The 24636-nt window shown below is 72.8% G+C and carries 21 protein-coding genes; 13 read left to right on the forward strand and 8 right to left on the reverse strand.

Annotated elements, in window-relative coordinates:
• The first annotated feature begins 9 nt into the window (after positions 1 to 9).
• The 6 genes from ACFYZB_RS03245 to ACFYZB_RS03270 all read left to right on the forward strand — a co-directional run bounded on the left by ACFYZB_RS03245 (position 10) and on the right by ACFYZB_RS03270 (position 4896).
• Positions 10 to 360: a hypothetical protein gene (locus ACFYZB_RS03245; RefSeq protein ID WP_351203862.1), complete on the forward strand. Its 351-nt coding sequence runs from the start codon at positions 10 to 12 to the stop codon at positions 358 to 360.
• 32 nt (positions 361 to 392) lie between these two features.
• Positions 393 to 1625 (forward strand): NAD(P)/FAD-dependent oxidoreductase, encoded by a 1233-nt coding sequence (locus ACFYZB_RS03250; protein WP_388753712.1) that lies wholly within the window; start codon positions 393 to 395, stop codon positions 1623 to 1625.
• Between the two features lie 124 nt (positions 1626 to 1749).
• Entirely contained in the window at positions 1750 to 2115 is a 366-nt protein-coding gene (locus tag ACFYZB_RS03255) for an Rv2175c family DNA-binding protein (RefSeq protein WP_055707421.1), read from the forward strand.
• A 96-nt stretch (positions 2116 to 2211) separates the two neighbouring features.
• Positions 2212 to 2859 (forward strand): thiamine phosphate synthase, encoded by a 648-nt coding sequence (thiE, locus tag ACFYZB_RS03260; RefSeq protein WP_351203867.1) that lies wholly within the window; start codon positions 2212 to 2214, stop codon positions 2857 to 2859.
• Between the two features lie 121 nt (positions 2860 to 2980).
• Positions 2981 to 3904, forward strand: coding sequence for a methylenetetrahydrofolate reductase [NAD(P)H] (gene metF / locus ACFYZB_RS03265; RefSeq protein ID WP_388753715.1), 924 nt, complete (start codon positions 2981 to 2983; stop codon positions 3902 to 3904).
• A 56-nt stretch (positions 3905 to 3960) separates the two neighbouring features.
• Positions 3961 to 4896 carry a hypothetical protein gene (locus ACFYZB_RS03270; protein WP_388753718.1) on the forward strand — a complete coding sequence of 312 codons (936 nt, stop codon included), beginning with the start codon at positions 3961 to 3963 and terminating at the stop codon, positions 4894 to 4896.
• Between the two features lie 67 nt (positions 4897 to 4963).
• On the opposite strand, the gene ACFYZB_RS03275 is transcribed toward ACFYZB_RS03270, so the two are convergent.
• From ACFYZB_RS03275 to ACFYZB_RS03290, 4 genes are all read right to left on the reverse strand, one after another.
• On the reverse strand, positions 4964 to 6475 hold the full coding sequence (locus tag ACFYZB_RS03275; RefSeq protein WP_388753721.1) for a phytoene desaturase family protein: 1512 nt from the start codon (positions 6473 to 6475) through the stop codon (positions 4964 to 4966).
• Between the two features lie 384 nt (positions 6476 to 6859).
• Positions 6860 to 7489, reverse strand: a complete 630-nt coding sequence (locus ACFYZB_RS03280; protein ID WP_351203875.1) for a TetR/AcrR family transcriptional regulator — start codon at positions 7487 to 7489, stop codon at positions 6860 to 6862.
• Between the two features lie 47 nt (positions 7490 to 7536).
• Positions 7537 to 9621, reverse strand: a complete 2085-nt coding sequence (locus ACFYZB_RS03285) for a YhgE/Pip family protein (RefSeq protein WP_388753724.1) — start codon at positions 9619 to 9621, stop codon at positions 7537 to 7539.
• Positions 9608 to 10423, reverse strand: a complete 816-nt coding sequence (locus ACFYZB_RS03290; protein ID WP_388753727.1) for an ATP-binding cassette domain-containing protein — start codon at positions 10421 to 10423, stop codon at positions 9608 to 9610. Before ACFYZB_RS03290 ends, ACFYZB_RS03285 begins: the two co-directional genes overlap by 14 nt.
• 177 nt (positions 10424 to 10600) lie before the next feature.
• Between ACFYZB_RS03290 and ACFYZB_RS03295 the strand changes: the two genes are divergently transcribed.
• The 3 genes from ACFYZB_RS03295 to ACFYZB_RS03305 all read left to right on the forward strand — a co-directional run bounded on the left by ACFYZB_RS03295 (position 10601) and on the right by ACFYZB_RS03305 (position 12760).
• Positions 10601 to 11164 carry an SAV_6107 family HEPN domain-containing protein gene (locus ACFYZB_RS03295; protein WP_388753730.1) on the forward strand — a complete coding sequence of 188 codons (564 nt, stop codon included), beginning with the start codon at positions 10601 to 10603 and terminating at the stop codon, positions 11162 to 11164.
• 164 nt (positions 11165 to 11328) lie between these two features.
• Complete coding sequence (locus tag ACFYZB_RS03300) at positions 11329 to 12099, forward strand: methyltransferase (protein WP_388753733.1); 771 nt, start codon at positions 11329 to 11331, stop codon at positions 12097 to 12099.
• Between the two features lie 277 nt (positions 12100 to 12376).
• The gene (locus tag ACFYZB_RS03305; RefSeq protein WP_351203885.1) at positions 12377 to 12760 is read left to right on the forward strand and encodes a DUF3040 domain-containing protein; all 384 of its coding nucleotides are present in this window, start codon (positions 12377 to 12379) and stop codon (positions 12758 to 12760) included.
• Between the two features lie 105 nt (positions 12761 to 12865).
• Here the strand turns inward: ACFYZB_RS03305 and ACFYZB_RS03310 are convergent, their stop codons facing one another.
• The 4 genes from ACFYZB_RS03310 to ACFYZB_RS03325 form a co-directional block, all read right to left on the reverse strand.
• A complete protein-coding gene (locus tag ACFYZB_RS03310; RefSeq protein WP_388753736.1) occupies positions 12866 to 15250 on the reverse strand; it encodes a DUF3488 and DUF4129 domain-containing transglutaminase family protein in 2385 nt (794 codons plus the stop codon).
• The gene (locus ACFYZB_RS03315) at positions 15247 to 16608 is read right to left on the reverse strand and encodes a DUF58 domain-containing protein (protein ID WP_388753738.1); all 1362 of its coding nucleotides are present in this window, start codon (positions 16606 to 16608) and stop codon (positions 15247 to 15249) included. The genes ACFYZB_RS03310 and ACFYZB_RS03315 overlap by 4 nt, the downstream gene beginning before the upstream one ends.
• Complete coding sequence (locus tag ACFYZB_RS03320; RefSeq protein ID WP_351209240.1) at positions 16608 to 17651, reverse strand: MoxR family ATPase; 1044 nt, start codon at positions 17649 to 17651, stop codon at positions 16608 to 16610. Before ACFYZB_RS03320 ends, ACFYZB_RS03315 begins: the two co-directional genes overlap by 1 nt.
• A gap of 265 nt (positions 17652 to 17916) precedes the next feature.
• Positions 17917 to 18465 (reverse strand): carbonic anhydrase, encoded by a 549-nt coding sequence (locus tag ACFYZB_RS03325; protein WP_351209241.1) that lies wholly within the window; start codon positions 18463 to 18465, stop codon positions 17917 to 17919.
• Between the two features lie 419 nt (positions 18466 to 18884).
• Between ACFYZB_RS03325 and rsmH the strand changes: the two genes are divergently transcribed.
• From rsmH to ACFYZB_RS03345, 4 genes are all read left to right on the forward strand, one after another.
• The gene (gene rsmH / locus ACFYZB_RS03330; protein WP_351209242.1) at positions 18885 to 19841 is read left to right on the forward strand and encodes a 16S rRNA (cytosine(1402)-N(4))-methyltransferase RsmH; all 957 of its coding nucleotides are present in this window, start codon (positions 18885 to 18887) and stop codon (positions 19839 to 19841) included.
• A gap of 283 nt (positions 19842 to 20124) precedes the next feature.
• Positions 20125 to 20751, forward strand: coding sequence for a septum formation initiator family protein (locus ACFYZB_RS03335; protein ID WP_388753743.1), 627 nt, complete (start codon positions 20125 to 20127; stop codon positions 20749 to 20751).
• A gap of 223 nt (positions 20752 to 20974) precedes the next feature.
• Positions 20975 to 22939, forward strand: coding sequence for a peptidoglycan D,D-transpeptidase FtsI family protein (locus ACFYZB_RS03340; protein WP_388753746.1), 1965 nt, complete (start codon positions 20975 to 20977; stop codon positions 22937 to 22939).
• Between the two features lie 28 nt (positions 22940 to 22967).
• Complete coding sequence (locus tag ACFYZB_RS03345; protein ID WP_388753748.1) at positions 22968 to 24623, forward strand: UDP-N-acetylmuramoyl-L-alanyl-D-glutamate--2,6-diaminopimelate ligase; 1656 nt, start codon at positions 22968 to 22970, stop codon at positions 24621 to 24623.
• Positions 24624 to 24636 lie beyond the last annotated feature (13 nt).

Below are 24636 nucleotides of genomic sequence, written 5' to 3' on the forward strand. Positions count from 1 at the left end.
CCCCTGCGCATGGCCCGGTCGCTCGACGGACTGATCCTCGCCCCCGTGGCGGACCAAGCCCCAGGTCAGGTGGGTACCCGCACCCGGTTCGCGTACCACGAGAAGGACGGCGAGATCTGGGCGGAGTACGCGGGCGGCGATGTCGTACGCGGCCATCTGGTCGGCACCCGGGAGGGCGACCGGCTGGACTTCCGCTACGTCCAGCTGAAGGCCGACGGGACGACCTCCTGCGGGCACTGTGTCTCCACGGTCGTGGAGCTGCCGGACGGGCGGGTGCGGCTGGAGGAGAGCTGGGAGTGGGAGTCCCAGGCGGGCGCCGGCACGAGCGTTGTGGAACAGGTCACCGGTCACGCCCGCTGACTGACGCGTTGTCACGTGTCTAAGGTGATCGGGTGAGCGATCAGACAGCGCAAGGGGGCACGTCAGCGGCGCGGCGCGTGGTCGTCGTCGGTGCGGGCATGGCGGGGGTGCAGACCGCGGTCGCCCTGCGGGAACAGGGCTTCAAGGGGCCCGTCACCGTGATCGGCGCGGAGCCGCACCAGCCGTACGACCGGCCGCCGCTGTCGAAGGCCGTGCTGCTCGGCAAGGCCGAGGGCTCCGCCTTCGACGTGGACTTCGAGTCCCTCGGCGTCGAGCTGCGGCTCGGCTGCGAGGTGTTCGGCCTGCGTCCCGCCGAGCACGAGCTGGACACCGAGGCGGGCCCGGTGCCGTACGACGTCCTGGTCCTCGCCACCGGTGCCGAGCCGATCACCCTGCCCGGCACCGAGGGGGTGCCCGGCGTGCATCTGCTGCGCACCCTGGACGACGCCGAACGGCTGCAGCCGGTGCTCGCCCGGCAGCACGAGATCGTGGTCGTCGGGGCCGGCTGGATCGGCGCCGAGTTCGCCACGGCCGCCCGCGGGGCCGGCTGCGCGGTCACCGTCGTGGAGGCCGCCGACCGTCCGCTCGCCGGCGCCCTGCCCGCCGAGGTCGCCGCCCCCATGGCCGCCTGGTACGCCGACGCGGGCGCCGACCTCCGCACCCGCGCGCGCGTGGAGCGCGTCGAGCCCGGCGCGGTGGTCCTCGCCGACGGCACCCGGCTGCCCGCCGACGCCGTCGTCGTCGGTATCGGCGCCCGCCCCGCCACGGCCTGGCTGGCCGGCTCCGGCGTCGAACTGGGCCCGCAGGGGGACGTCCTCGCCGACGACCGGCTGCGGACCTCGGTCGACGACGTGTACGCCGTCGGCGACTGCGCCTCCTTCCCCTCCGCCCGCTACGGCGCACGGCTGCTCGTCCACCACTGGGACAACGCCCTGCAGGGCCCGCGCACGGTCGCCGCGAACATCCTCGGCGAGACCCCGGCGGTCTACGATCCGGTGCCGTACTTCTGGTCCGAGCAGTTCGGCCGCTTCGTGCAGTACGCCGGCCATCACGCCGCCGCCGACCGGATGGTCTGGCGCGGCGACCCGACGGGCCCGGCCTGGACGGTGTGCTGGCTCCGCGAGGATCACCTGGTGGCCCTCCTGGCCGTCGGCCGCCCGCGTGATCTGGCCCAGGGCCGGCGACTGATCGAGGCGGGCAGCCGAATGGACCTGGAGGCTCTGGCCGACCCGGCAAAGCCCCTGAAGGACGCCAAGGCCGGCTGACCGGCGCCGCGGCGGGGACAGCGCCCCGAAGGGGCGCGGGGAACGGCCCGACCAGCCACGACGGCGCCGCACCCGAACGACGACCCATCGCGGCCGAACCAGCGGAGCGCCTAGGCTAGATCCCGTGACCGAGATTGACGCAAAGATCGATGCTCTCGTCCCCGCCTGGCTCACCCTCCCCGACATCGCCGAACAGCTCGGCGTCGAGGTGACGCGCGTGCGGCAGCTGGTCAAGGAGGGCCAGCTCATCGCCGTACGCCGGGGTGAGAACCGCGCACTGCACGTCCCCGCCGCCTTCATCGACGGGGACAAGGTCGTCAAGGGGCTGTCCGGCACCCTGACGCTCCTGCGGGACGACGGCTTCACGGTCGAAGAGATGATCGAGTGGCTCTTCACCCCCGACCCGACCCTGCCCGGCACCCCCGCGCAGGCCCTGAGCGAGAATCGCGGCACGGAGGTGAAGCGCCGCGCCCAGGCGCTCGCCGTCTGAGCCGAACCGCACACATGAGGGGTGGCGTGCGGGCCGTCGTGGCCCGTACGCCACCCGCCGAAGCCGCCAGGGACACCGACCAGGGGGGACCCACGTATGTCCGACACCGCACGCGCCGCGCTCGCCGACGGCCGCCTGTACCTGTGCACGGACGCACGCACCCGCCAGGGTGACCTGCCCGAGTTCCTGGACGCGGTCCTGGCCGGCGGCGTCGACATCGTGCAGCTGCGCGACAAGGGCATGGAGGCCGCCGAGGAGCTGGCGCACCTGGAGGTCTTCGCGGACGCCTGCGCCCGGCACGGCAAGCTCCTCGCGGTGAACGACCGCGCGGACGTCGCCCACGCCGCCCGCGCCGACGTGCTGCACCTCGGCCAGGGCGACCTGCCGGTTCCCGCGGCCCGCGCCGTCCTCGGCGACGAGGTGCTGATCGGCCGCTCCACGCACGCCGAGTCCGAGGCCGCCGCGGCCGCCGTGCAGGAGGGCGTGGACTACTTCTGCACCGGCCCCTGCTGGCCCACCCCCACCAAGCCGGGCCGCCACGCGCCCGGCCTCGACCTGGTGCGGTACACGGCCGGCCTGGGCACCGACCGCCCCTGGTTCGCGATCGGCGGGATCGACCTGTCCAACCTCGACCAGGTGCTGGACGCGGGGGCCCGCCGGGTGGTCGTGGTCCGTGCGATCACCGAGGCCGACGACCCGGGAGCGGCCGCGGCCGAGTTCGCGAAGCGGCTGCGGCAGGGCTAGCGGCACCGGAGAGGGAGCCGCTGTCCGGATTTCTGTCCAAGGGATGGACAGCAGGCCGACAATTCGGGCAAATTCCCTTCCTCCGGTTGGGGGACCGCCCACCCCTGGCTAACCTGCCCGTATGGCCCTCGGAACCCCCTCCACCAGGACTGATCGCGCACGCACCGTGCGCGACATGCTCGCCACCGGCAAGACGACGTACTCGTTCGAGTTCTCGGCGCCGAAGACCCCGAAGGGCGAGCGGAACCTGTGGAGCGCGCTCCGTCGGGTCGAGGCCGTCGCGCCCGACTTCGTCTCCGTGACCTACGGCGCCGGGGGTTCCACCCGGGCCGGCACGGTCAAGGAGACCCAGCAGATCGTCGCCGACACCACGCTCACCCCGGTCGCCCACCTCACCGCGGTCGACCACTCCATCGCGGAACTGCGCAACATCATCGGCCAGTACGCCGACGCCGGGATCCGCAACATGCTCGCCGTGCGCGGCGACCCGCCCGGCGACCCGATGGGCGACTGGGTCCCGCACCCCACGGGCCTGACCTACGCGGCCGAACTCGTCCGGCTCATCAAGGAGTCGGGCGACTTCTGTGTGGGTGTCGCCGCGTTCCCGGAGATGCACCCCCGCTCCACGGACTGGGACACCGACGTCACCCACTTCGTGGACAAGTGCCGTGCGGGTGCCGACTACGCCATCACACAGATGTTCTTCCAGCCGGAGTCGTATCTCCGGCTGCGCGACCGCGTGGCGGCCGCGGGCTGTGACACCCCCGTGATCCCCGAGGTCCTGCCTGTCACCAGCGTGAAGATGCTGGAACGGTTGCCCAAACTCAGCAACGCCGTCTTTCCGGACGCCCTGAAAGAGCGGATCCTCACAGCGAAGGACGATCCGGCGGCGGTACGCTCCATCGGTATCGACTTCGCCACGGAGTTCTGCGCGCGGCTGCTCGCCGAGGGAGTGCCCGGACTGCACTTCATCACGCTCAACAACTCCACGGCGACCCTGGAAATCTACGAGAACCTGGGCCTGCACCACCCCCCGCAGGCCTAGACCGGCCGCACCGCGATACGACACACTGCGTAGCGGTCACTGGGAGAGGGGCGTACATGGGCTGGACGGTCCTCTACATCGCGTTCGGCATCGTCGCACTGTGGTTGCTGGGCGAGGTGCTGCTGCAGTACAAGGCGCGCCTGCGATGGCGGCTGCTCGCGTTCGCCGGGTTCCTCGGGGTCGTGGTCGGCGTGCTGATGCCGTCCGTGATCGTGATCGGCGTCGGAGCCATCGCCTTCGCGGTCGGCCAGACCTATGTCACGCTGTCCTTCCGCCGCGGCTTCGCCGCCGGCTGGGCGGTCAAGCGCCCGGAGGAGGGGGCCGAGCCCGCAGCCGGCAGCAAGCGCCGCCGCGGCAGGGCCGACCGGCACGACCCGGCGCTGGAGGGCCCCGACCCGGAGTCCCTCGGCCCGGAGGGCGAGCAGGACGCCGGCCCGGCCGGATACGGCCAGGGACACGGCGACTACGACGACTACGACCGCGACGACGTCTTCACCCCGGCCGGCCGTCCGGCCGCGGAGCCCACCGCGGCCGAGACCACCACCGTCTACGAGCCGCAGCCCATCCCCGAGGACACCGGCTCCTACGGCGTCTACGGCGACACCGCCTACGCGGCCGCCGCCCAGGCCCAGGGCACCGACCAGCAGAACTACGCCTACGACTACTCGGGCTACGGCCAGCAGGGATACGGCTACGACACCGGCGGTCAGCAGGGCTACGCCAACTACTCCGACCCCTACATCGGCAGCCAGCCCTACGGCGGCGCCGGGTACGACACCGGCTACTCCGGGCAGTACGGCCAGCAGGGCTACGCCCAGGCTCCGTACGGCGGCGGCTACGGCGAGACCCCTGCGAGCGGGGTGTGGGTGCCACAGCAGCGCACCGACGAGACCTACGGCGGCGAACTCCCGCAGGAGCAGCCGTACCCGCACCAGAACCAGGGGCACGTCCAGCAGCCCGGTGCCGGGTACGACGAGCAGTACCGTTTCTGAGCAGTACCGTTTCTGAGCCGTACGGCACTGCTGGTGAGCCGTACGGCTTCGGAGGTCCGGGCTCGGCTCACTGGGAGCCGCGGAACTCCGGGCCCTCCACGATCAGCCCCGCCACCAGCGCGCCCGACATGCCCGCGTGCGGCAGGCCGCCGCCGGGGTGGGACCAGCCGCCGACCCGGTACAGACCGGGCAGCCGTGTGGTGTTCGACGGATGCAGGAAACGCCCCTGGCCGGCGGCGAGGGCGGGGGCCGGCACCGCGCCGAGGAAGGCACTCGTCTCGTCGTCGGTGTCGTCGGGTGTGCGCACCTCCTGCCACAGGACGCGGTCCCGCAGGCCCGGCATCGCGGCCTCGGCGGCTTCGAGCAGATGCTCCGTGTACAGCCGGACCACGCCCTCCTCGTCCCAGTCGAGGGCGCTCGGCACCACCGCGGACAGCACCACGGACTCGTGCCCGTCGTCCGGTCTCAGCGCGGGGTCGTCCGGGCGCAGCACGGTCACCGTGGGCGGTGGCGGCTCGTCCCCCTTCGCCGAGTCCAGGTGGTCCAGCTCGGACTCCGGGTCCGGCGCGTGGACGACCGTGCGGTGTGCGGCCCCGGTCTCGCGCCCGCCGCGCAGCGCCAGCAGCACGACGAACCGCCCCGGACGGGTCATGAACGGATCGGCCCGCACATCCCCGTGCCTGTCCAGCGGAGGGTCCGTCATCTCCATCAGCCGCGCCGGGTCCACGTCCGCCACGACATGGTCGGCCTCGGCCACCGTGCCGTCCATCAGCTCCACGCCCGCGGCCCGGCCGTCCTTGTCCAGGATGCTCAGCACCTCCGCGCCGAAGACGAACTCCACCCCCCGCTGCACACAGCGCTCGTACACCGCCCGCGCCAACTCCCGGATGCCGCCGCGCACATACCAGGTGCCGAAGGCGTGCTCCATGTAGGGCAGGACGGCCGCGCTCGCCGGAGTGGTCCGCGGATCGAGACCGTGGGCGAGCGCGGAACTCCCCAGCAGGGCCGCGAGGCGCTCGTCGCCCAGCTCCCAGGTGCCGATCTCGGACAGTGTGCTCGCGCGCCGTGTGCGCAGCAGCCGCTTGTGCGGGACGGCCGGATACGGCTCCTTGTCGGCCAGCACCCGCCAGTTGGGCCACAGCGGCTCCTCCAGCAGCGGCCTGCGGGTGCGGTCCCAGGCCTCCCGGGCCCGCACCAGGAACGCGCCCCATCGCTCGCCCGCGCCCCCGCCCAGCGCCTCGTCCAGGGCCGCGACCACACCCGCGCGCGAGGCGTTCGGCAGCGACACCTCGGTGCCGTCCGCGAAGACGTGCCGCGCGGACGGATCGACCTGGACCAGCTCGACGCGGTCCTCCAGCGGCTCCTTGCCGGTCTTGACGAACAGATCGCGGTACACGGCGGGCAGCGTCAGCAGGCCCGGGCCGGTGTCGAAGCCGAACCCGTCCCGCTCGAAGCGGCGCACCGCACCGCCGTACGTGTCCGTGCGCTCGTACACCACCACCCGGTGGCCCGCGACGGCCAGCCGGGCGGCGGCCGCCATCGCGCCCATCCCGGCGCCGATCACCGCGATCCGTCCCATGCCTGCGACTTTATCGGCCGCCACCGACAATCCGGCCTGCGGGAGGCCGGCGCGGAACGCGACCGCGACCGGGCATTGGGCCGTGAACGCAGGCACGCGTGCGTGCGGCTGAGTATCCGTACCTAGGCGGCGAGATGAGTACGCGCGCGGATGGGCCGCGGCCTGTGTGAACGGGACAGTGGAGGCACGGCAAGGGGGCGCGGCCCGGCACCGCCGACACGGGGCGGCGGAACGGCGCCCGCCACCCGGCCGCTCCTTCCGCCGATCCGTCGGCGGAAGCGAGCCGGGGGACCCGGGGACGACCACCCACGGGGGACCACAGGGGGAGTACGGGGGAGTGGGAGGGCGCCGGTCCGGCAGCGGACCGGCGCCCTCCTCGTGCGCTCAGCCCTTCCCGCTCACGCGCCCCTGGAGCAGCCGGGACAGGGCGGCGTGGACGTCGTCCAAGGACCGCTCCGGCTGGAAGGACTTCCAGTCCAGCGCGGCCACCAGGACCATGCCGACCAGCGCGGCCGCCGTCAGCTGTACGTCGATCTCGTCGCTGAACTCGCCGGCCGCCACGCCCTCGCGCAGCACCCCCTCGACCACCGCGACGGCCTCCTGCCGGACCACCATCAGCGTGGACTGCCAGGCCCGGTTGGTGCGCCACAGCTCGGCCACGTACAGCTGGGTGAACGCCGGATAGCGGTCGATGAAGACCAGGCCCGCGCGGACCATCGCGTCCAGCGCGTCCACCTTGCTGCCGCCCGCCCGCGCGGTCTGTTCCGCCGCCTCCTGCAGAGAGGCGGTGAGCAGGCCCACCCCGTGCCGCAGCAGTTCCTCGAAGAGGACCGACTTGCTCGCGAAGTTGTAGTAGACCGTGCCCTTCGCGACCCCGGCACGCTCCGCGATCTCGTCCACCGTGGTCGCGGAGAAGCCCTGCTCGGCGATGAGCGTGACGGCCGCCTCGTAGAGCTTCTGCCGGGTGGCCTCGCGGCGCGTGCTGCCGCCGGACCTGGCGCTGCTGCTTTCCATGGCCCCGATTCTCACAGGTACGCGCGCGTGCGGGGCCGCCCCCTGGTTCACAGGGTCAGCTCCGGGTGCAGCCGGTCCAGTGTCCACACCTGCCGGCGCCGGGCCGCGAGAGCGGTCAGCGCGAGCGCGCCCGCGGTGAACGCGGTGAGCACGCCGCACGCCTGCCAGACCGGGCCGAGCCCGCCGCCGGTGATGAGCCGGCGCAGCGCCTCCACGATGTAGCTCATCGGCAGGAACGGGTGGATCGCGTTGAAGAAGTGCGGGCTGGTCTGCACGGGATAGGTGCCGCCCGCCGAGGTCAGCTGGAGCATCAGCAGCGCGAGCACCAGGATCCGGCCCGCCGCGCCGAAGCGGGCGTTCAGCCACTGCACGATCGCCCCGAAGCACGCCGTGACCAGGCACAGGAAGCCGATCGTGCCCGCCGCCCGCAGCATCTGCAGACCGATCGCCCAGTGCAGTACGGCCATCAGCGCGGCCACCTGGAGCACACCCACCGCGACCACCGGCAGCCAGCCGGCGAGCGCGATCCGCCAGGCCGGCGAACCGGCCGCCAGGGCACGCCGGTTGAGCGGCGGGATCAGCATGTAGGCGACCATCGCGCCCACCCACAGGGACAGCGGGATGAAGTACGGGGCGAATCCGGTGCCGTAGTTCGGCGCCTTGTGCAGGTCGTGGGAGGCGAGCTGGACCGGATCGGCCATCACGCCGGTGCGCCGGTCGCGGTCCCTCTTGTCGTAGTCCGGGATCTTCCTGGCGCCGTCGTGCAGACCGCCGGCGAGCTTCCCCGAGCCGTCGGACAGCTTGTACAGGCCGCCGTCGAGGGACTCGGCGCCCGACGCGGCCGTGCCGATGCCCTCGTCCAGCGTGGTCGCGCCGGTCTGCGCGGTACCGAGTCCGGTGTGCAGCTGCTTGGCACCGTCGGCGACCTGCTGAGCGCCGGTGTTCAGCTTGTTGATCTTCTTGACGGCGTCGTCGACGTCCTCGTACAGGTGCGGTGCGCGCTGTTCGAGGTCCGTGGCCTGCCTCTGGAGGGTGCCGAGGTTGTCCCGCATCGTCTTCAGGCCGCCGTCCTGGTCCGCGATCAGCGTGTTGAGGTCGTCGGCGACCGTGGCGACGTCGTCGGCGGCCGTCCTGGCCCGCTTCAGGTCCGGGCAGACCGGGTCGGGGAGGGTCGCGCTCTCGCAGTGCGTCCTGTAGATCTCGTCCAGGACGGCGGAGCTCGCGTGGGCGGTCTTCGCCGCACCTGGCGCCAGCTTCACCAGGACGTCGAGATTGTCCTTGACGGTCCTGGCCGAGTCGGCGACCAGGCGGGCGGTGTCCCCGATGGTCTTCTCGTTGTCCTTGAGGTAGGGGCCGGCGGTGCCGTAGACGCCGTTGACCTTGTCGGCGAGGGCCTGGGTGCCGTCGGCGACCTGGCGGGACCCGTCCTGGAGGTCACCGGCGCCCGTGTTCAGCTTCTTCAGCCCCTTGGCCAGCCTGCCGCTGCCGCTCTTGGCGTCCTTCAGTCCGTCGGCGAGGTCCCTGGAGCCCTGCTCCGCCTTTCCGATGCCGGTGGTGAGCCGGTCGGCGCCCTCGGCGGCCGTGACGGTCTTGTCGTGGATGCCGGAGAACGAGACGAAGATCTTGTCCAGGAAGGTGCGGGAGGTCTTGGTGGAGGCGGCCGAGCGGACCTCGTTGAAGACGCTCCGGGAGATCTGGCCGACGATGTAGTTGTTCGCGTCGTTGGTGCGCACCTGAAGGGCGCCGGTCTCCGGGGAGCCGCCGGAACTGGAGGCGACCCGCCGGCTGAGGTCGGCCGGCATGGTCAGCGACAGGTAGTACGTGCCGTTCTCGACGCCCTCGCGGGCCTCCGCGTCGCTCACCTCGTGCCACTCGAAGGTCCGGCTGTCGCGCAGTCCGTCCACGATGTCGGCGCCGGCGGTGATCCTCTTCCCGCCCGCGGTGGCACCCTTGTCGTCGTTCACCAGGGCGACCGGGATGCGGTCCAGACGGCCGTACGGGTCCCAGAAGGACCACAGGTACAGGGCGCCGTAGAGCAGCGGCAGCACGAGCAGCGCGACCAGGGCGGCGCGCGGCAGCCTCCCGCGCCCGAAGCGCCTCAGCTCGAGCACGGCCAGCCTAGGCGAGCGCATCGACGTCCTCCTTCGGGTCGTTCTTCTCGCGCGCGCCGTTCTTCTCGCCCGCGTCACCCCTCTCGCTCTCGCCGCCTGTGCCGGCCTCCGCTCCGGCGGCCTGCGCTCCGGCCTCCTTCGGGCCGGTCGGCACGACGACGCAGTCGCCCGGAGCCGTGCGGCAGACGACCGCAACCGTCGTCCCCGCGCGCGTGAGCGAGCGCAGCAGCTCCCACAGCTCGGCGCGCTCGGCGTCCGAGAGCTTGGTGTCGAGGTCGTCGACGCCGAGCAGTCCGGGCCGGCCGAGCAGCGCCAGGGCGATGGACAGGCGCAGTTCCTGCGGCCGCTCCAGGTCGCGCACGGCCGTCCGGGAGCCCTTGGGCAGCGTTTCCAGGTCGAGCCCGGCGGCGGCCAGGGCCGCGTCGACGCGCAGCCGCGCCTCGTGCACGCGCTGGGTGCGCGGGCGCAGCAGCTCGCGCAGGGAGTCACCGAAGCGGCTCTGCAGCAGCGCCCGTTCGCGCAGGTGCTCGCCGACGGTCAGGGCGGGCTCCGGATCGGTCACCCCGGCCACGTTGGCCACCGCGCTGACGCGGCGCAGCCGGGCCATGTGCCGGGGAAGTTCGAGGCCCCCGACGGTGGCCGCCCCCTCGGTGGGCTTCATCCGCCCCGTGAGCGCGAGCAGCAGACAGGTGCGGCCGGAGCCGGACGGTCCTTCGATCGCGATGAGTGAACCGGGCTCCGCGTCGAGGGTGACGCCGCGGAAGGCCCACCCCCGAGGCCCCTTGAGCCCGAGGCCCTCGGCCCTGACGTGCACGCCGTCCACAAGCCCCCTGCCCCTTCGGTATGTCGTACCGGATATTTGAACTGACTGGTCAGTGCAAAAATACGCCCGAACCTACGATCGAGGCAAAGCCCCAGGTCAGAACGGATTGTCAGTGCCATACCTCACGATGGGCACATACGGCACCCGTGCCGTCACCCAGACGACAGGAGGTTCGTCATGGCCAACCCGTCCGCAGCCGCCGCCCGTCGGCGCCGCGCCACCGGCCCTGCCCCCTCACTGACCGGCCCGGCGAGCGATGTACACCCCGTGCTCCGCCGGGCCACGGCCCCGCCCGCCGCCCTCGACCTGCTCGCCCGGGCCAGGGCGGCACTGGACGAGGCCACCGTCCTGGAAACGCCGAACGAGCGCTACGCGACGGCCCACCTCGCCGCCCTGCGCACCGCCGCCGCCGTGCTCGCCGCCCGTGGCCGCCCCGAACCCTCCCCACGCCGCCGCGCCCGGATCCGCAGCGCCTGGGAGGTACTGCCCGAGATCACCCCCGAACTGACCGAGTGGAGCGCGCTGTTCGCCTCCGGCGCCGCCCGCCGGGCCCGCGCCGAGGCCGGCATCCAGGGCGCCGCGACCCGCCGCGACGCCGACGACCTGATACGGGACGTGGCGATGTTCCTGCGCATCGTCGAGCGGATGCTCGTCCTCCAGCCGGTCCTGCCCCAACCCCGCCAGGACCCGGGGGAACCCGACCGCCCGAGAGCGCGCGGTGACCTTCCGGACGCGGGCTGACCCCCTGCTGAGAGCGTCCTCGGAGGCGCGTGACCGAAAAGGCCGTCCAGTGTGCGAGACGCGTCGGTCCCGCCCGCCCGCGGTGACCGGCAGGGCAGCGGAGGCAATAGGGTGGAGGACGTCTGAGGCCTTCAGTCTTCCGCCCTGCCGAGGAGTCAACTGCCGTGTCGGACCCGATGCGCCCCCGCGCCTCCCTGCGTACCGCCGTGGTCTGGGAGGTCCTTCAGGACGCCCTCGACCGCCGCGTCAAGGCGACGGGCCGGGAGTCGCTGGACGTCCTCGACACCGGAGGCGGCAGCGGCAACTTCGCCGTGCCCGTCGCCCGGCTCGGCCACCGTGTGACCGTCGTCGACCCCAGCCCCAACGCGCTGTTCGCGCTGGAGCGCCGGGCCGCCGAGGCCGGCGTCGCCGAGCGGGTCAGCGGCGTCCAGGGCGATGCGCACGGGCTGTTCGACGTGGTCGAGCGCGGTGGCTACGACGTCGTGCTGTGCCATGGCGTCCTGGAGTACGTGGACGATCCGGCCGAGGGCGTCCGCAACGCCGTCGCCGCGCTGCGCTCCGAGGGGGTCCTCAGCCTGCTCGCCGCCGGCCTCGGCGGTGCCGTACTGGCCCGCGCCCTCGCCGGCCACTTCACGGAGGCCCGGCAGGCGCTCCAGGACCCCGACGGCCGCTGGGGCGCCGGCGACCCGATGCCGCGCCGGTTCACCGCCGAGCAGCTCACCGCGCTGGTCGAGGGCGCGGGCCTCAGGGTCGGCGCCGTGCACGGCGTGCGGGTCTTCGCCGACCTGGTCCCCGGCGTCCTCGTGGACACCGAGCCCAGCGCCCTGGACGCGCTCCTCAAGCTGGAGGCCGCCGCGGCCGAGCAGCCCGCGTTCCACTCCGTCGCCACCCAGCTGCACGTGCTCGGTGAGACGCCGGGTGCCGCCGAGGTCTGAGCGGTCGGCCGTGACCCGCCGCTGATCAGGGCCTCGGCGGCAGATGGAGTACGCCACAAGACCCCCGATCGAGGGGTTTGCGCCGTATGATCGAGGTACACCACCCGGCATGACGGGTCGGCCGCCGGGGAATGGAAGCCTCAGCGAGCCGGGACGGCCATGACGGATTCCGGTTGGTCAATTGGCGTAGAGGGGCGGGTTTCACGGGGGCGATTCCCTGCCTATCCTGAAGGGACCCCCCGGGTCGCCCCGGCGACTGCACGATGAGGAGGACTCCGTGCCGCTCTCGGAGCACGAGCAGCGCATGCTCGAGCAGATGGAGCGAGCGCTGTACGCCGAAGATCCCAAGTTCGCGTCAGCGCTTGAGGGAAACGGGCTGCGGACGTACACCCGGCGGCGGGTCTACCAGGCGGTGGCGGGCTTCCTCATTGGTATCGCGCTCCTCATGACCGGCATGGTCATGCAGCTGATCTGGGTCAGCGTGGTGGGTTTCCTCGTCATGCTGGGCTGTGCCGTGCTCGCCGTCACCGGCTGGCGCAAGGCCCCGAAGCCGGGCGAACAGCCCGCGGGGGGCGTTCGTCGCCAGGTGCGGCCCAAGCGTTCCATGATGGACCGGATCGAGGAGCGCTGGCAGCGCCGCCGGGACGAACAGGGGCGGTGACCGTCCCGCGGTTCCCGCGGACGGCGACAGACATCGACAGCCAATGTGTGAGGGGCGACCACCGCCGGTGGTCGCCCCTCACACATCGAGCCCTCACACGTTGACTCAGCCCCGCTGCTCCGACGGCCGGCGCGGGCTCGGCCGGGCCGCCACCACCCTGGTCCTGAGCGCCGACCAACGGGCCGACATCCCCCACAGCACCCGCACCGACGAGCGGGGCAGGAACAGCGCCCGCAGCCGCGTGCCGGTGCCCGCCGTGCCGCGCAGCCCCTCGATCACCCGGCGCACGTCCCCGGCCGCCCCTGCCGCCGGGCGCGGCCGGGGCGCGTAGAGCACCTGCTCCACCGCGTCCGCCACCCGGTGCACCGCGGCCCCGGTCGCGGGGTCCAGTCGCGCGAGCTCGACGATCCGGGCGGCCGCCCGGCGCGGGGTCAGCGACTCGTCCGGCGCGACGCCGTGGTCCCAGGCGCTGTCCGTCAACTCCTGCCAGGCCGCCAGGGTGTGGGCCGCCGCGCCCTGCTCGGTCCGGGCATGTCCGCCGAGCCGCACCGAGCGCAACCGCGTCCGCCACAGCAGCGGCGACAGCGGAATCGCCAGGACCACCAGCGACGCCAGGGCGATCAGCGGATACCACCCGAGGCCCGTGCCACCGCCACCGCTGTGCGGGGCCGCCGCCGCGGACGTGCTGCCACAGTCCTGGAGCCTGCGCAGCTCAGGTGCGCAGCTCTGGCTGGGCGAGGCCGCCGCCGAGGGCGCCGTGGACGACTGGTGCGAGGGCAGGTCCTGGTCGGGCAACGAGCTGCCGGGCGTGTCCGACTGGGTGTACGACGGCATGGTGCCGCGGGTCGGGGTCGGCTCGAAGCGGGTCCAGCCCACGCCCTCGAAGTACAGCTCGGGCCAGGCGTGCGCGTCCTTCTGGTTCACCGCGACCGTGCCGTCGGCCTGCGGGGTGCCGGGCGCGAAGCCCACCGCGACCCGGGCCGGGATGCCCAGGGTGCGGGCCATCGCCGCCATGGCGAAGGAGAAGTGGACGCAGAAGCCCTGCTTCTTCTTCAGGAAGTTCGCGATGGCGCCCGGCCCGCGGCCGACCTCCACCTGTGTGTCGTACTGGAAGCCACCCGTGACGGCGAAGTAGTCCTGGAGCTTGACCGCTTCCTCGTAGTGGCTGCGCGCGCCCGCCGTGATCTGCTTGGCGGTCTGGGCCACCACCTTCGGCAGTGAGGACGGCACCTTGGTGTACTCGTGCTCCAGGGCCGCCGGCGGCTCCGGCGCGGTGGACAGCTGCTCGGCGGTCGGCTGCACGTCCAGGCTGGTCACCTGGTAGGTCTCGCCACGCGTGGTCTGGCCGTGGTCGCCGACCAGGGTCATGCCGACCGGCTCGTAGCGCCAGCGGCCGCCGATCTTCACACCGCTCGGCGGATACGGCATCGGCAGCCAGTCCTGGGCGTACCAGTCCGACGCCGTCACCGTGGTCGTCACCGTGCCGCGCTTGACGTCGCCGTCGAGGCCTACGGGCGTCGGGAACCGGTCCGGTACGCCCACGATGTGCCGCTGAGCCGGCCTCCAGGTGGTGCCGTCGAAGTCGTCCAGGGAGACGATCCGCAGATACAGGTCCGAGATGTCGTTCGAGCTGGTCTTCAGGGACAGCACCTGGCGGTCGTTGTTCGTGTTCAGGCTGTCGCGCAGCGACACCAGCGGGTTGACCGCGGAGATCGTGCCCCCGTCGCCGTTGCCCACTCCCACACCCGTGCCGGCGGCGCCCAGCAGGCCGCCCTGCATCGCGGGCAGGGCGAGCGGCACCACCAGCGCCGCACCGAGCGCGACCGCGCCGATCCGCCGTCCGGTGCGCACCGGCGCCACCGCGCCGTGCTCCGGGGAGCCCGGAGCGCGGGGAGCGCCGCCGAAGACCCGGCCCCACTGCGCCAAGCGGTCCCGGCCCTCCGCGAGCAGCAGCATCAGATAGCCGGCCGCCGCCACCAGGAACCACAGCCAGTCGGCCCCGCCGTCGGACAGCCCGGCGGCCACCGAGTACAGCGCGAGCAGCGGCAGGCCGGCCGGGGCCGCGCTGCGGAAGGTCACCGCGAGCGTGTCCACCAGCAGGCCGATCAGCAGGACCCCGCCGATCAGCATCAGCTTGATGCCGTCGGTCAGCGGCGCCGGTATCGCGTACTCGCTGACGTCGTTCGAACCCTGCTGGAGCAGGTCGGCGAAGTGCCGGATGGCCTCCGGGCCGGGGATCAGCCCGATGACCGCGTACTCCCGGGCGAAGACCAGGGTCAGCAGGACCACGGTGACCAGCGCCTGCGCCGCCACGGTCAGCGGCCGGCCCAGCGGTACCCGGCGGGCCGCCGCGCCCGCCCCGGCCTGCACGGCCACGAGCGGGACCAGCTGCAGCAGCCAGGTCGGCTCGGCCACCAGGGGCAGCAGCGCGCAGGAGGCCATCAGCGTGGCCGCCGCCGCGCACAGCGCCAGTCGCGCCCGGCCGCTCACCGCGTCGCCTCCCCGCCCACCGCGGCCAGCCCGGAACGTTCGCGGTCCGCCTGCTGCCACAGCGCGTTCAGCGGGCCGCCGCGCGGCACGCTCAGCGCCGTCCAGCCCGCCTCGCGCAGCATGCGCAGCCGCTCGGCGTGCGGGTCGCCGGGCCGCGGCACATCGGTCGCCTCCCGCGTCCAGGTGTCCGGGTCCAGCACGAAGGCGACGGCACCGCCGCTGCGCCGGCTCATCTTGGCGACCGTCGCGGCCTGCTCCTCGTCCAGGTCGCCGAGGAAGGCGACCAGCAGCCCCTCGTTGCCGCCGCGGAGCACGTCGTACGCCCGGGACAGGCCCGTGCCGTCGGAGTGGTCGATCACCGCGAGGGTGTCCATCATCAGCCCGGCCGCCTCAGCGGTCTCCTGGCCCGTGCCCGCGAACCCGTCGGCGCCCTCGCCCGGCACCACGCTGCCGGCGTCGGTCAACAGCCGTACCGAGAAGCCCCGTTCGAGCATGTGCACCAGCACCGACGCGGCACCGGAGACGGCCCACTCGAAGGCCGAGTCGGGGCCGGCGCCCTCGTAGGCACCGCCCCGGGTGTCCAGCAGGACGGTGCAGCGGGAGCGCCGGGGCTGCTCCTCGCGGCGCACCATCAGCTCGCCGTAGCGCGCGGTGGACCGCCAGTGCACCCGGCGCAGGTCGTCGCCGTAGCGGTAACCGCGCGGGATCACGTCGTCCTCGCCCGCCAGGGCCAGGGAACGCTGCCGCCCGTCGCCGTACCCCTTGGCCTCGCCGCTGAAGCGGACCGGGGCGAGCGGATCCACGCGCGGGATGACCGTGAGGGTGTCGAACGTCGAGAAGGAACGGGTGAGTTCGCACATCCCGAAGGGGTCCGTCAGCCGCAGCTGCAGCGGGCCCAGCGGATAGCGGCCGCGCAGGTCGGAGCGGACCCGGTAGGACACCTCGCGGCGGCCGCCCGGCTCCACCCGGTCCAGCACGAACCTCGGGCGCGGACCGAGGACGTAGGGCACCCGGTCCTGGAGCATCAGCAGGCCGGTGGGCAGCCGGGAGACGTTGTCCATCCGCAAGTGCACCCGGGCCTCGCTGCCGGCCGGCACGCGCGCGGGGGAGAGCCGGCGGGTGCCGGCCACCCGGTAGCGCGTGCGGTACACCACGGTCGCGCAGATCAGCGGCAGCGCGGCCAGCAGCAGGCCGACCCGCAGCAGATCGCTCTGACCCAGCACGTACGCGCAGATCGCGGCGGCGATCCCGGCCGCCAGGAAGGAACGGCCGCGGGTCGTCAGGCCCGCCAGGGCGGTCCGGACGCCGCCCGTATCCCCGCGGTCGGCCTCCGCCTGCCCCGTCCCCCCGGCGCCCATCACAGACTCCGCGGGGGCTGCTGGGGATAGGCCGGAATGCCACGGCCGAGCCCGCCGAAGCCCGGACCCTGCGCACCCGGAGCCGCGGGCACGGGGGTGTGCTGGAGGATCTCCTGCACGACCTGCTCGGCGGTACGGCGGTTCAGCTGGGCCTGGGCCGTGGGCAGCAGGCGGTGCGCGAGGACGGCGACGGCGAGTGCCTGGAGGTCGTCCGGCAGCGCGTACTCCCGGCCGGCCAGGGCCGCGGAGGCCTTGGCCGCGCGCAGCAGATGCAGCGTCGCGCGCGGGGAGGCGCCGAGTCTGAGGTCGGGGTGGGTGCGGGTGGCGGCGACCAGCTCCACCGCGTACCGCCGGACCGGCTCGGAGACGTGCACGCCGCGCACGGCCTCGATCAGCTTCACGATCTCGTGCGCGTGCGCCACCGGCTGCAGGTCCTCGAGCGGGCTCACCCCGCCGTGGATGTCGAGCATCTGCAGCTCGGCCTCCACGCTCGGGTAGCCGACGGAGACGCGGGCCATGAAACGGTCGCGCTGGGCCTCGGGCAGCGGGTAGGTGCCCTCCATCTCGACCGGGTTCTGCGTGGCCACCACCATGAAGGGGCTGGGCAGTTCGTACGTCTGCCCGTCGATGGTGACCTGCCGCTCCTCCATGGACTCCAGCAGCGCCGACTGGGTCTTGGGCGAGGCGCGGTTGATCTCGTCGCCGATCACGATCTGCGCGAAGATGGCGCCCGGCTTGAACTCGAAGTCCCGGCGCTGCTGGTCCCAGATGGAGACACCGGTGATGTCCGAGGGCAGCAGGTCGGGCGTGAACTGGATGCGCCGCACCGAGCAGTCGATGGACCGCGCCAGCGCCTTGGCCAGCATCGTCTTGCCGACTCCGGGGACGTCCTCGATCAGCAGGTGGCCCTCGGCGAGCAGCACGGTCAGCGCGAGCCGTACGACCTCGGGCTTGCCCTCGATCACGCCCTCCACCGAACCGCGCACCCGCTCCACCGTGGCGGTCAGATCTGTGAGGCTCGCTCGATCGTCATAGGTCGTCACCCGGCCCTCCTCGGCCCGTTCTTTCCGGGCCGACGCTGCGTGCGAAACCGGCCCACCCCGAAACACGGACACCACGCGGGAAAAGTTCCGCGTGACGCCACACCCGCATTCTTGCCGCCGTTACCGATTCGTGTCACTCGCCTGTGGACAACTGCCCGCACGATGTCGGTCTTACCTCTTTTTCGACCGCATCTTCGATACGGCGATCAGTCGGTGGCGGGACGGTGACGCGGGATGCTCCGGGGTGGCCGGCCGGTACGCCCGGTCAGGCCGGGTCGACCTCGCGCAGCAGACCGGTGCGCACGTCGAACACGAAGCCGCGCACGTCGTCGGTGTGCAGCAGGAACGGCGAGGTGCGCACGCGCTGCATGGACTGGCGCACGTCCTGGTCGACGTCCCGGAAGGCCTCCACCGCCCAGAGCGGCCGCTGGCCGACCTCCATCTCCAGGTCGTGCCGGAAGTCCTCGGTGATGGACTCCATGCCGCAGCCGGTGTGGTGGATGAGCACGACGCTGCGGGTGCCGAGCGCCCGCTGGCTGATGGTCAGGGAGCGGATCACGTCGTCGGTGACGACACCGCCCGCGTTGCGGATGGTGTGACAGTCGCCGAGCTGCAGGCCGAGCGCGGCGTGCAGGTCGAGACGGGCGTCCATACAGGCCACGACGGCGACCTTGAGGACGGGACGGGCGTCCATCCCGGGGTCGGCGAACTCGGCGGCGTACGCCTGGTTGGCCTCGACCAGGCGATCCGTGACGGTGCCGCCGTCGGTTATGGCGCCTTCGGATCCAGTGGGCACTGCTGCGGAAGTCGTCATACTCATGACGTTACTGGTCAACCCCGGTCCCGTCCTCCTAGGAGAGCAGGACAAAAAACGTCATTGCGGCTTGTTGTGAGCTACCCCATAGGGAGGGCAAACCTGTTCCGGACGGGTGAATCCGGCCGAATTTCGGCCCCCGCCGCGTTGCTGCGGGCGACGCGCAGGCCGGTTGATTGACCGCGAGACAGGGTGGACTAAAGTGACGCGAAGCGGGAGACGTGGCTCTCCCTGCTGGTGAAACCCCCGGAGACCCCGGCTCACCCCGGACCGTCTCCCCACGTGCGCGGCGCGTACGTACGGCTCGGCCTCCTCCCGCTCCCGGTCCGGCTGACGCTTCCGGCGCCGGCGGCCTGACCCTTCACGAGCTGGCGGGGACCCGGCGGTGCGTGCGGCCCGCCGGAAGATGAGAGGCCCCCTTGAGCCAGAGTCGACACGTCCCGGTGATGCTCCAGCGGTGCCTGGACCTGCTGGCGCCCGCCCTGGAGCGCCCGGGAGCGGTGGTCGTCGACTGCACCCTCGGCCTCGGCGGGCACAGCGAGGCGCTGCTGGCGCGGTTCCCCGAGGCGCGGCTGATCGGCCTCGACCGGGACAAGGAGGCGCTGCGTCTGTCGGGCGAGCGGCTGGCGCCCCACGGTGAGCGCGCGACCCTCGTACACGCCGTCTACGACGAGCTGCCCGACGTACTGCAGAAGCTGCGCATCGCGCGCGTGCAGGGCGTCCTGTTCGACCTCGGGGTCTCCTCCATGCAGCTGGACGAGGCCGACCGCGGCTTCGCCTACGCCCAGGACGCGCCGCTGGACATGCGGATGGACCAGACGACCGGCATCAGTGCCGCCGAGGTCCTGAACACCTACCCGGCGGGCGAACTCGTGCGGATCCTGCGCGCGTACGGCGAGGAGAAGCAGGCCAGGCGGATCGTGGCCGCGATCGTGCGGGAGCGCGAGAAGGAGCCGTTCAGCAACAGCGCGCGGCTGGTCGAGCTGATCCGCGACTCCCTCCCGCAGGCCGCCAAGCGCACCGGCGGCAACCCCGCCAAGCGCACCTTCCAGGCGCTGCGCATCGAGGTCAACGGCGAACTGTCCGTCCTGGAGCGGGCGATCCCGGCGGCGGTGAAGGCCCTCGACGTGGGCGGCCGCATCGCCGTGCTGTCGTACCACTCGCTCGAAGACCGTCTGGTCAAGCAGGTGTTCGCGGCCGGCGCCGCGTCCACCGCCCCGCCCGGCCTGCCGGTCGTACCGGAGCGCTACCAGCCGCGGCTCAAGCTGCTCACCCGGGGTGCCGAACTTCCCACCGAGGAAGAGGTCGCCGAGAACCGCCGGGCCGCACCCGCCAGGCTGCGCGGCGCCGAACGCATCAGGGAGGACGCCGAGTGACCGAGACGGGCCGGTTGGATTCCCGAACTCACCGGGGGGCTCACGAGGGCAGTCGTACTCTCCGGGGCAGCCGCGGGGATGTCCGGACGCACGGGGGGACCGGCGAAGGAGTCCGGAGGCATCGGGGGTGCCCTGAGGGGTCCCGGACCCACGGCAGGCCCGGTGAGCAGACCTGGACGCGCCGGGGGTCCGGTGAGGGCCCTGGACGCGCCGGGGGACCGGTGGAGCTTCCGGGCGTGCACCGGGAGCGCCACGAGGACTCTCGAACCGACCGGGGGGAGCCGTGAGCAGGAAACCCGAACTGAAGGGGCGGGCCGCGCGGCTCGCCCGGCTCTTCCCGGCCGGCCGTGCCCGGGCCGCCCGCACCCCGTTCGTCCTGCTCGTCGTCCTGCTCCTCGGCGGCGGCCTCATCGGACTGCTGGTGCTCAACTCCGCGCTCAGCGAAGGCTCGTTCAAACTCGCCGACCTGCAGAAGCAGACGAAGAGCCTCACCGACGAGGAACAGGCCCTCCAGCGGGACATCGACGCCTACTCCTCTCCCGACGCCCTCCAGCGCCGCGCCCGCGAACTCGGCATGGTCCCCGGCGGCGACCCGGCCTTCCTCGGCCCCGACGGCAAGGTCAAGGGCGTCCCGAGCGCCGCCCCCGAGTCCGCCGCCCTCACCGGCCCGGTCGCCCCCGAGACCCCGACCCCGACGGCGGCCCCCGCCACGGTCCCGGCCACCGTGGCCACCCCGGGCCCGCCCACGCCCACCGCCGCGGCCCCGGTCACGCCCTCTCCCACGGCAGCGGCACCGGCACCGGCCCAGGGACAACCCCTGTCCGCCGCCACCGCCTCCGCCCCCGAGGGGGCCATTCCGCCACCCCCCTCCATCCCCCAGCCCACCCCCATCCCGACCCCCGGCAGGTGACGGAAGTGTCCGACAGGCAACCGCCGCGCCGTCGTGAGCCCGGGCCGGCGTGTGCGCTGCGCTCGGGTGCGGGCAGGGGCGGGCGCCGGTCCTGGTGTGCCGTTGGTGCGGCGCCGCTCGCGCTGCGCCGCCGTCCGGCGCCGGTCGCCGCCGTGGAAGGTGTCGTGGCGCCGCTTTCGATGTCCCAGCCCATTCCGACCCCGACCCCCGGCAGGTGACGGAAGTGTCCGACAGGCAACCGCCGCGCCGTCGTGTGCCCGGGCCGGCCGGGCCGCCGCGGCCGAGGAGTGCCGTGCGGCGGCAGCCCGGGCCCGGTGCGCGTCCGGCACGGCGGCCGAGCAGTGCTCGGCCGCCGGCCCAGCGCCCGCTCCGGCTCGGCAGCCCGCGGCCCCGGCTGCGCCTGGTCAGCCTCACGCTGACCCTGGTCCTGACCGCCTTCGTGCTACGGCTGCTCCAGGTGCAGGCCGTCGACGCCAGCGCGTACGCCGCGCGGGCCGAGCAGAACCGGTATGTAGTGCACACGCTGGCCGCCGAGCGCGGCGGGATCACCGACCGCAACGGCGTGGCCCTCGCCATCAGCGTGGACGCGTACGACATCACGGCCGATCCGACGATGTTCAGCAGGAAGCGGCTGAAGATCGGCAACGGCCCGGAACAGGCCGCCGCGCTGCTCTCGCCGATCCTCGGGCAGAGCCAGGCCGAGATCGTGAAGAAGCTGCGGCCGCAGAACCCGAACTCCCGGTACACCCGGCTCGCCACCCGGCAGACCCCGCAGGTCTGGAAGCAGATCAAGGACCTGAAGAACGCGCTCGCCAAGAAGGCGGAGACGGACGACAACACCGTCAACGTGCTCGCCGGCGTCTTCGCCGACCCGAGCAGTCAGCGGGTGTACCCCAACGGCGACCTCGCCGCCGGGATACTGGGCTGGGTCAACGCCGACGGCCAGGGCGGCGGCGGCATCGAGCAGGAGCTGAACAAGCAGCTGGCCGGAAAGGACGGCAAGATCCGGTACGCCCAGTCCGGAGGGCGCGAGGTGCCCACGGCGGGATCGACGGAGACGCCCGCCGTGCCCGGTTCCGACGTCGAGCTGACCATCGACCGCGACATCCAGTGGGCCGCGCAGAACGCCATCACCGAGCAGGTGAGGAAGTCCAGGGCCGACCGCGGCTATGTCGTCGTCCAGGACACCCGCACCGGGCAGATTCTCGCCATGGCGGACTCGCCCGGTTTCGACCCCAACGACCTGTCGAAGGCCGACGGCGCGGCCCTGGGCAACGCGGCCGTCCAGGACGCCTACGAGCCCGGCTCCACCGCCAAGGTGATGTCGATGGCTGCCGTGCTGCAGGAGAACGCGGCCACCCCGCTCACCCACGTCGTGGTACCGAACCGGCTGCACCGCGGCGACCGGCTCTTCGCCGACGACGTCGACCACGGCACCTGGTACCTCACGCTGAACGGCGTCCTCGCCAAGTCCAGCAACATCGGCACCATCCTGGCCACCGGCCAGCTCGGCAGGACGCAGCCCGAGGCCAACAAGGTCCTCTACTCCTACCTGCGCAAGTTCGGCATCGGCAGCTACACCGGACTCGGCTTCCCCGGCGAGACCCCCGGCATCCTCGCGCCGTACCAGAAGTGGTCCACCTCGCAGCAGTACACGATTCCTTTCGGCCAGGGCTTCTCCCTCAACGCGATGCAGGCCGCCTCCGTCTACTCGACCATCGCCAACGGCGGGGTCCGGATCGAGCCGACCCTGGTGCGCGGCACCAAGGGCGCCGACGGCCGCTTCACGCCTGCGCCCAAGCCCAGGCAGACCCGCGTGGTCAGCGAGAAGACCGCCAGGACGGTCGCCCAGATGCTGGAGTCCGTCGTGGACGACGAGCAGGGCACCGGCATCAAGGCCCGCATCCCCGGCTACAACGTCGCCGGCAAGACCGGCACGGCCAACCGCGTGGATCCGGCCACGGGCAGGTACCGCGGCTACACCTCCTCGTTCGCCGGTTTCGCGCCCGCCGACAACCCCCGCATCACGGTCTACTGCGCCATCCAGAACGCCACCGCCGGAAGCTACTACGGCGGCCAGATCTGCGGTCCCATCTACAAGCAGGTGATGGAGTTCGCCCTGAAGACCCTCCAGGTCCCGCCGACCGGTGCGCCGGCCGCGAACCTGCCCGTCGACTACAAGCCCTGATCAGCACCGGAACACCAGGAACCAACTCGTGACGACGATCACTCCCGACGCCGGGAACCAAGGGGCCGAGAAGCCCTCACTTCGCTCCGGAGCGGGTGCGCCCGGTACGCTCACCGCCGTGCCACACGCTGATCAGTCCCAAACCACCCAGAAAGGCGCTTCCGTGACCTACCCGGGACCGCCGCGACCGGTTCAGGCCTCCGCCACACCCCTCGCGGAACTGGCCGATCAGCTGGGTGCCGCCGCTCCGGACGCCGCCGCCGAGGTCACGGGCATCACCCACGACTCGCGCGCCGTCCGCCCCGGCGACCTGTACGCCGCCCTCCCGGGCGCCCGCCTGCACGGCGCCGACTTCGTCACCCAGGCCGCCGGCCTCGGCGCGGTCGCCGTGCTCACCGACCCGACCGGCGCCGAGCGCGCCGCCGCGACCGGCCTGCCGGTCCTGGTCGTCGACGACCCACGCGGACGGATGGGCGAACTGGCGGCGACGATCTACGGCCACCCCGGCCACGACCTGCTCCAGATCGGCATCACCGGCACCTCCGGCAAGACCACCACCGCCTACCTGGTCGAGGGCGGGCTCAGGACCGCGAAGTCCACGGGCCTCGTCGGCACCGTCGAGATGCGCATCGGCGACGAGCGCATCAAGTCCGAGCGCACCACCCCCGAAGCCACCGACCTGCAGGCGCTGTTCGCCGTCATGCGCGAGCGCGGCGTCGAGGCGGTCGCCATGGAGGTCTCCAGCCACGCCCTGGTCCTCGGCCGGGTCGACGGCTGTGTCTTCGACATCGCCGTGTTCACCAACCTCAGCCCGGAACACATGGAGTTCCACTCCGACATGGAGGACTACTTCCGGGCCAAGGCGCAGCTGTTCACGCCGGAACGCAGCAAGATGGGCGTGGTCAACGCCGACGACGCGTACGGCCGCCGGCTGGCCGATCAGGCCACGGTCCCCGTCGTCACCTTCTCCGCCGAGGGCCACCCCGACGCCGACTGGCGCGCCGAGGACGTCCAGGTCGGCCCCATGGACTCGACGTTCACCGTCGTCGGCCCGAACGGCGAGCGCATCCACGCCAGGTCCCCGATCGCCGGTCCCTTCAACGTGGCGAACACCCTCGCCGCCGTCGTCGCCCTCGCCGCCGCCGGTCTCGACCCGCAGACCGCAGCCGACGGAATCGCCGCCGTCCCCGGCGTCCCCGGCCGTCTGGAGCGCGTCGACGCCGGGCAGCCCTACCTCGCGGTCGTCGACTACGCCCACAAGACCGACGCCGTCGAGTCCGTGCTCAAGGCGCTGCGCAAGGTCACCAAGGGCCGCCTGCACGTGGTCCTCGGCTGCGGCGGAGACCGCGACCGGAGCAAGCGCGCCCCGATGGGCGCCGCCGCGGCCCGGCTCGCCGACACCGCCGTACTGACCTCCGACAACCCCCGCTCCGAGGACCCGCTCGCGATCCTCGCGACCATGCTCCAGGGGGCCGCCTCCGTGCCCGCGCACGAGCGCGGCGAGGTGCTCCTGTTCGAGGACCGGGCCGCCGCGATCGCCGCCGCCGTGGGCCGCGCCCAGCCCGGCGACACCGTGCTGGTCGCGGGCAAGGGCCACGAGCAGGGCCAGGACATCGCCGGCGTGATCCGTCCCTTCGACGACCGCCAGGTGCTCCGCGAAGCCATCCAGAAAACCCAGGGATGAAAATCCAGAAGAC

The sequence above is a fragment of the Streptomyces sp. NPDC001852 genome (assembly GCF_042891825.1).
Classification (GTDB): Bacteria; Actinomycetota; Actinomycetes; order Streptomycetales; family Streptomycetaceae; genus Streptomyces.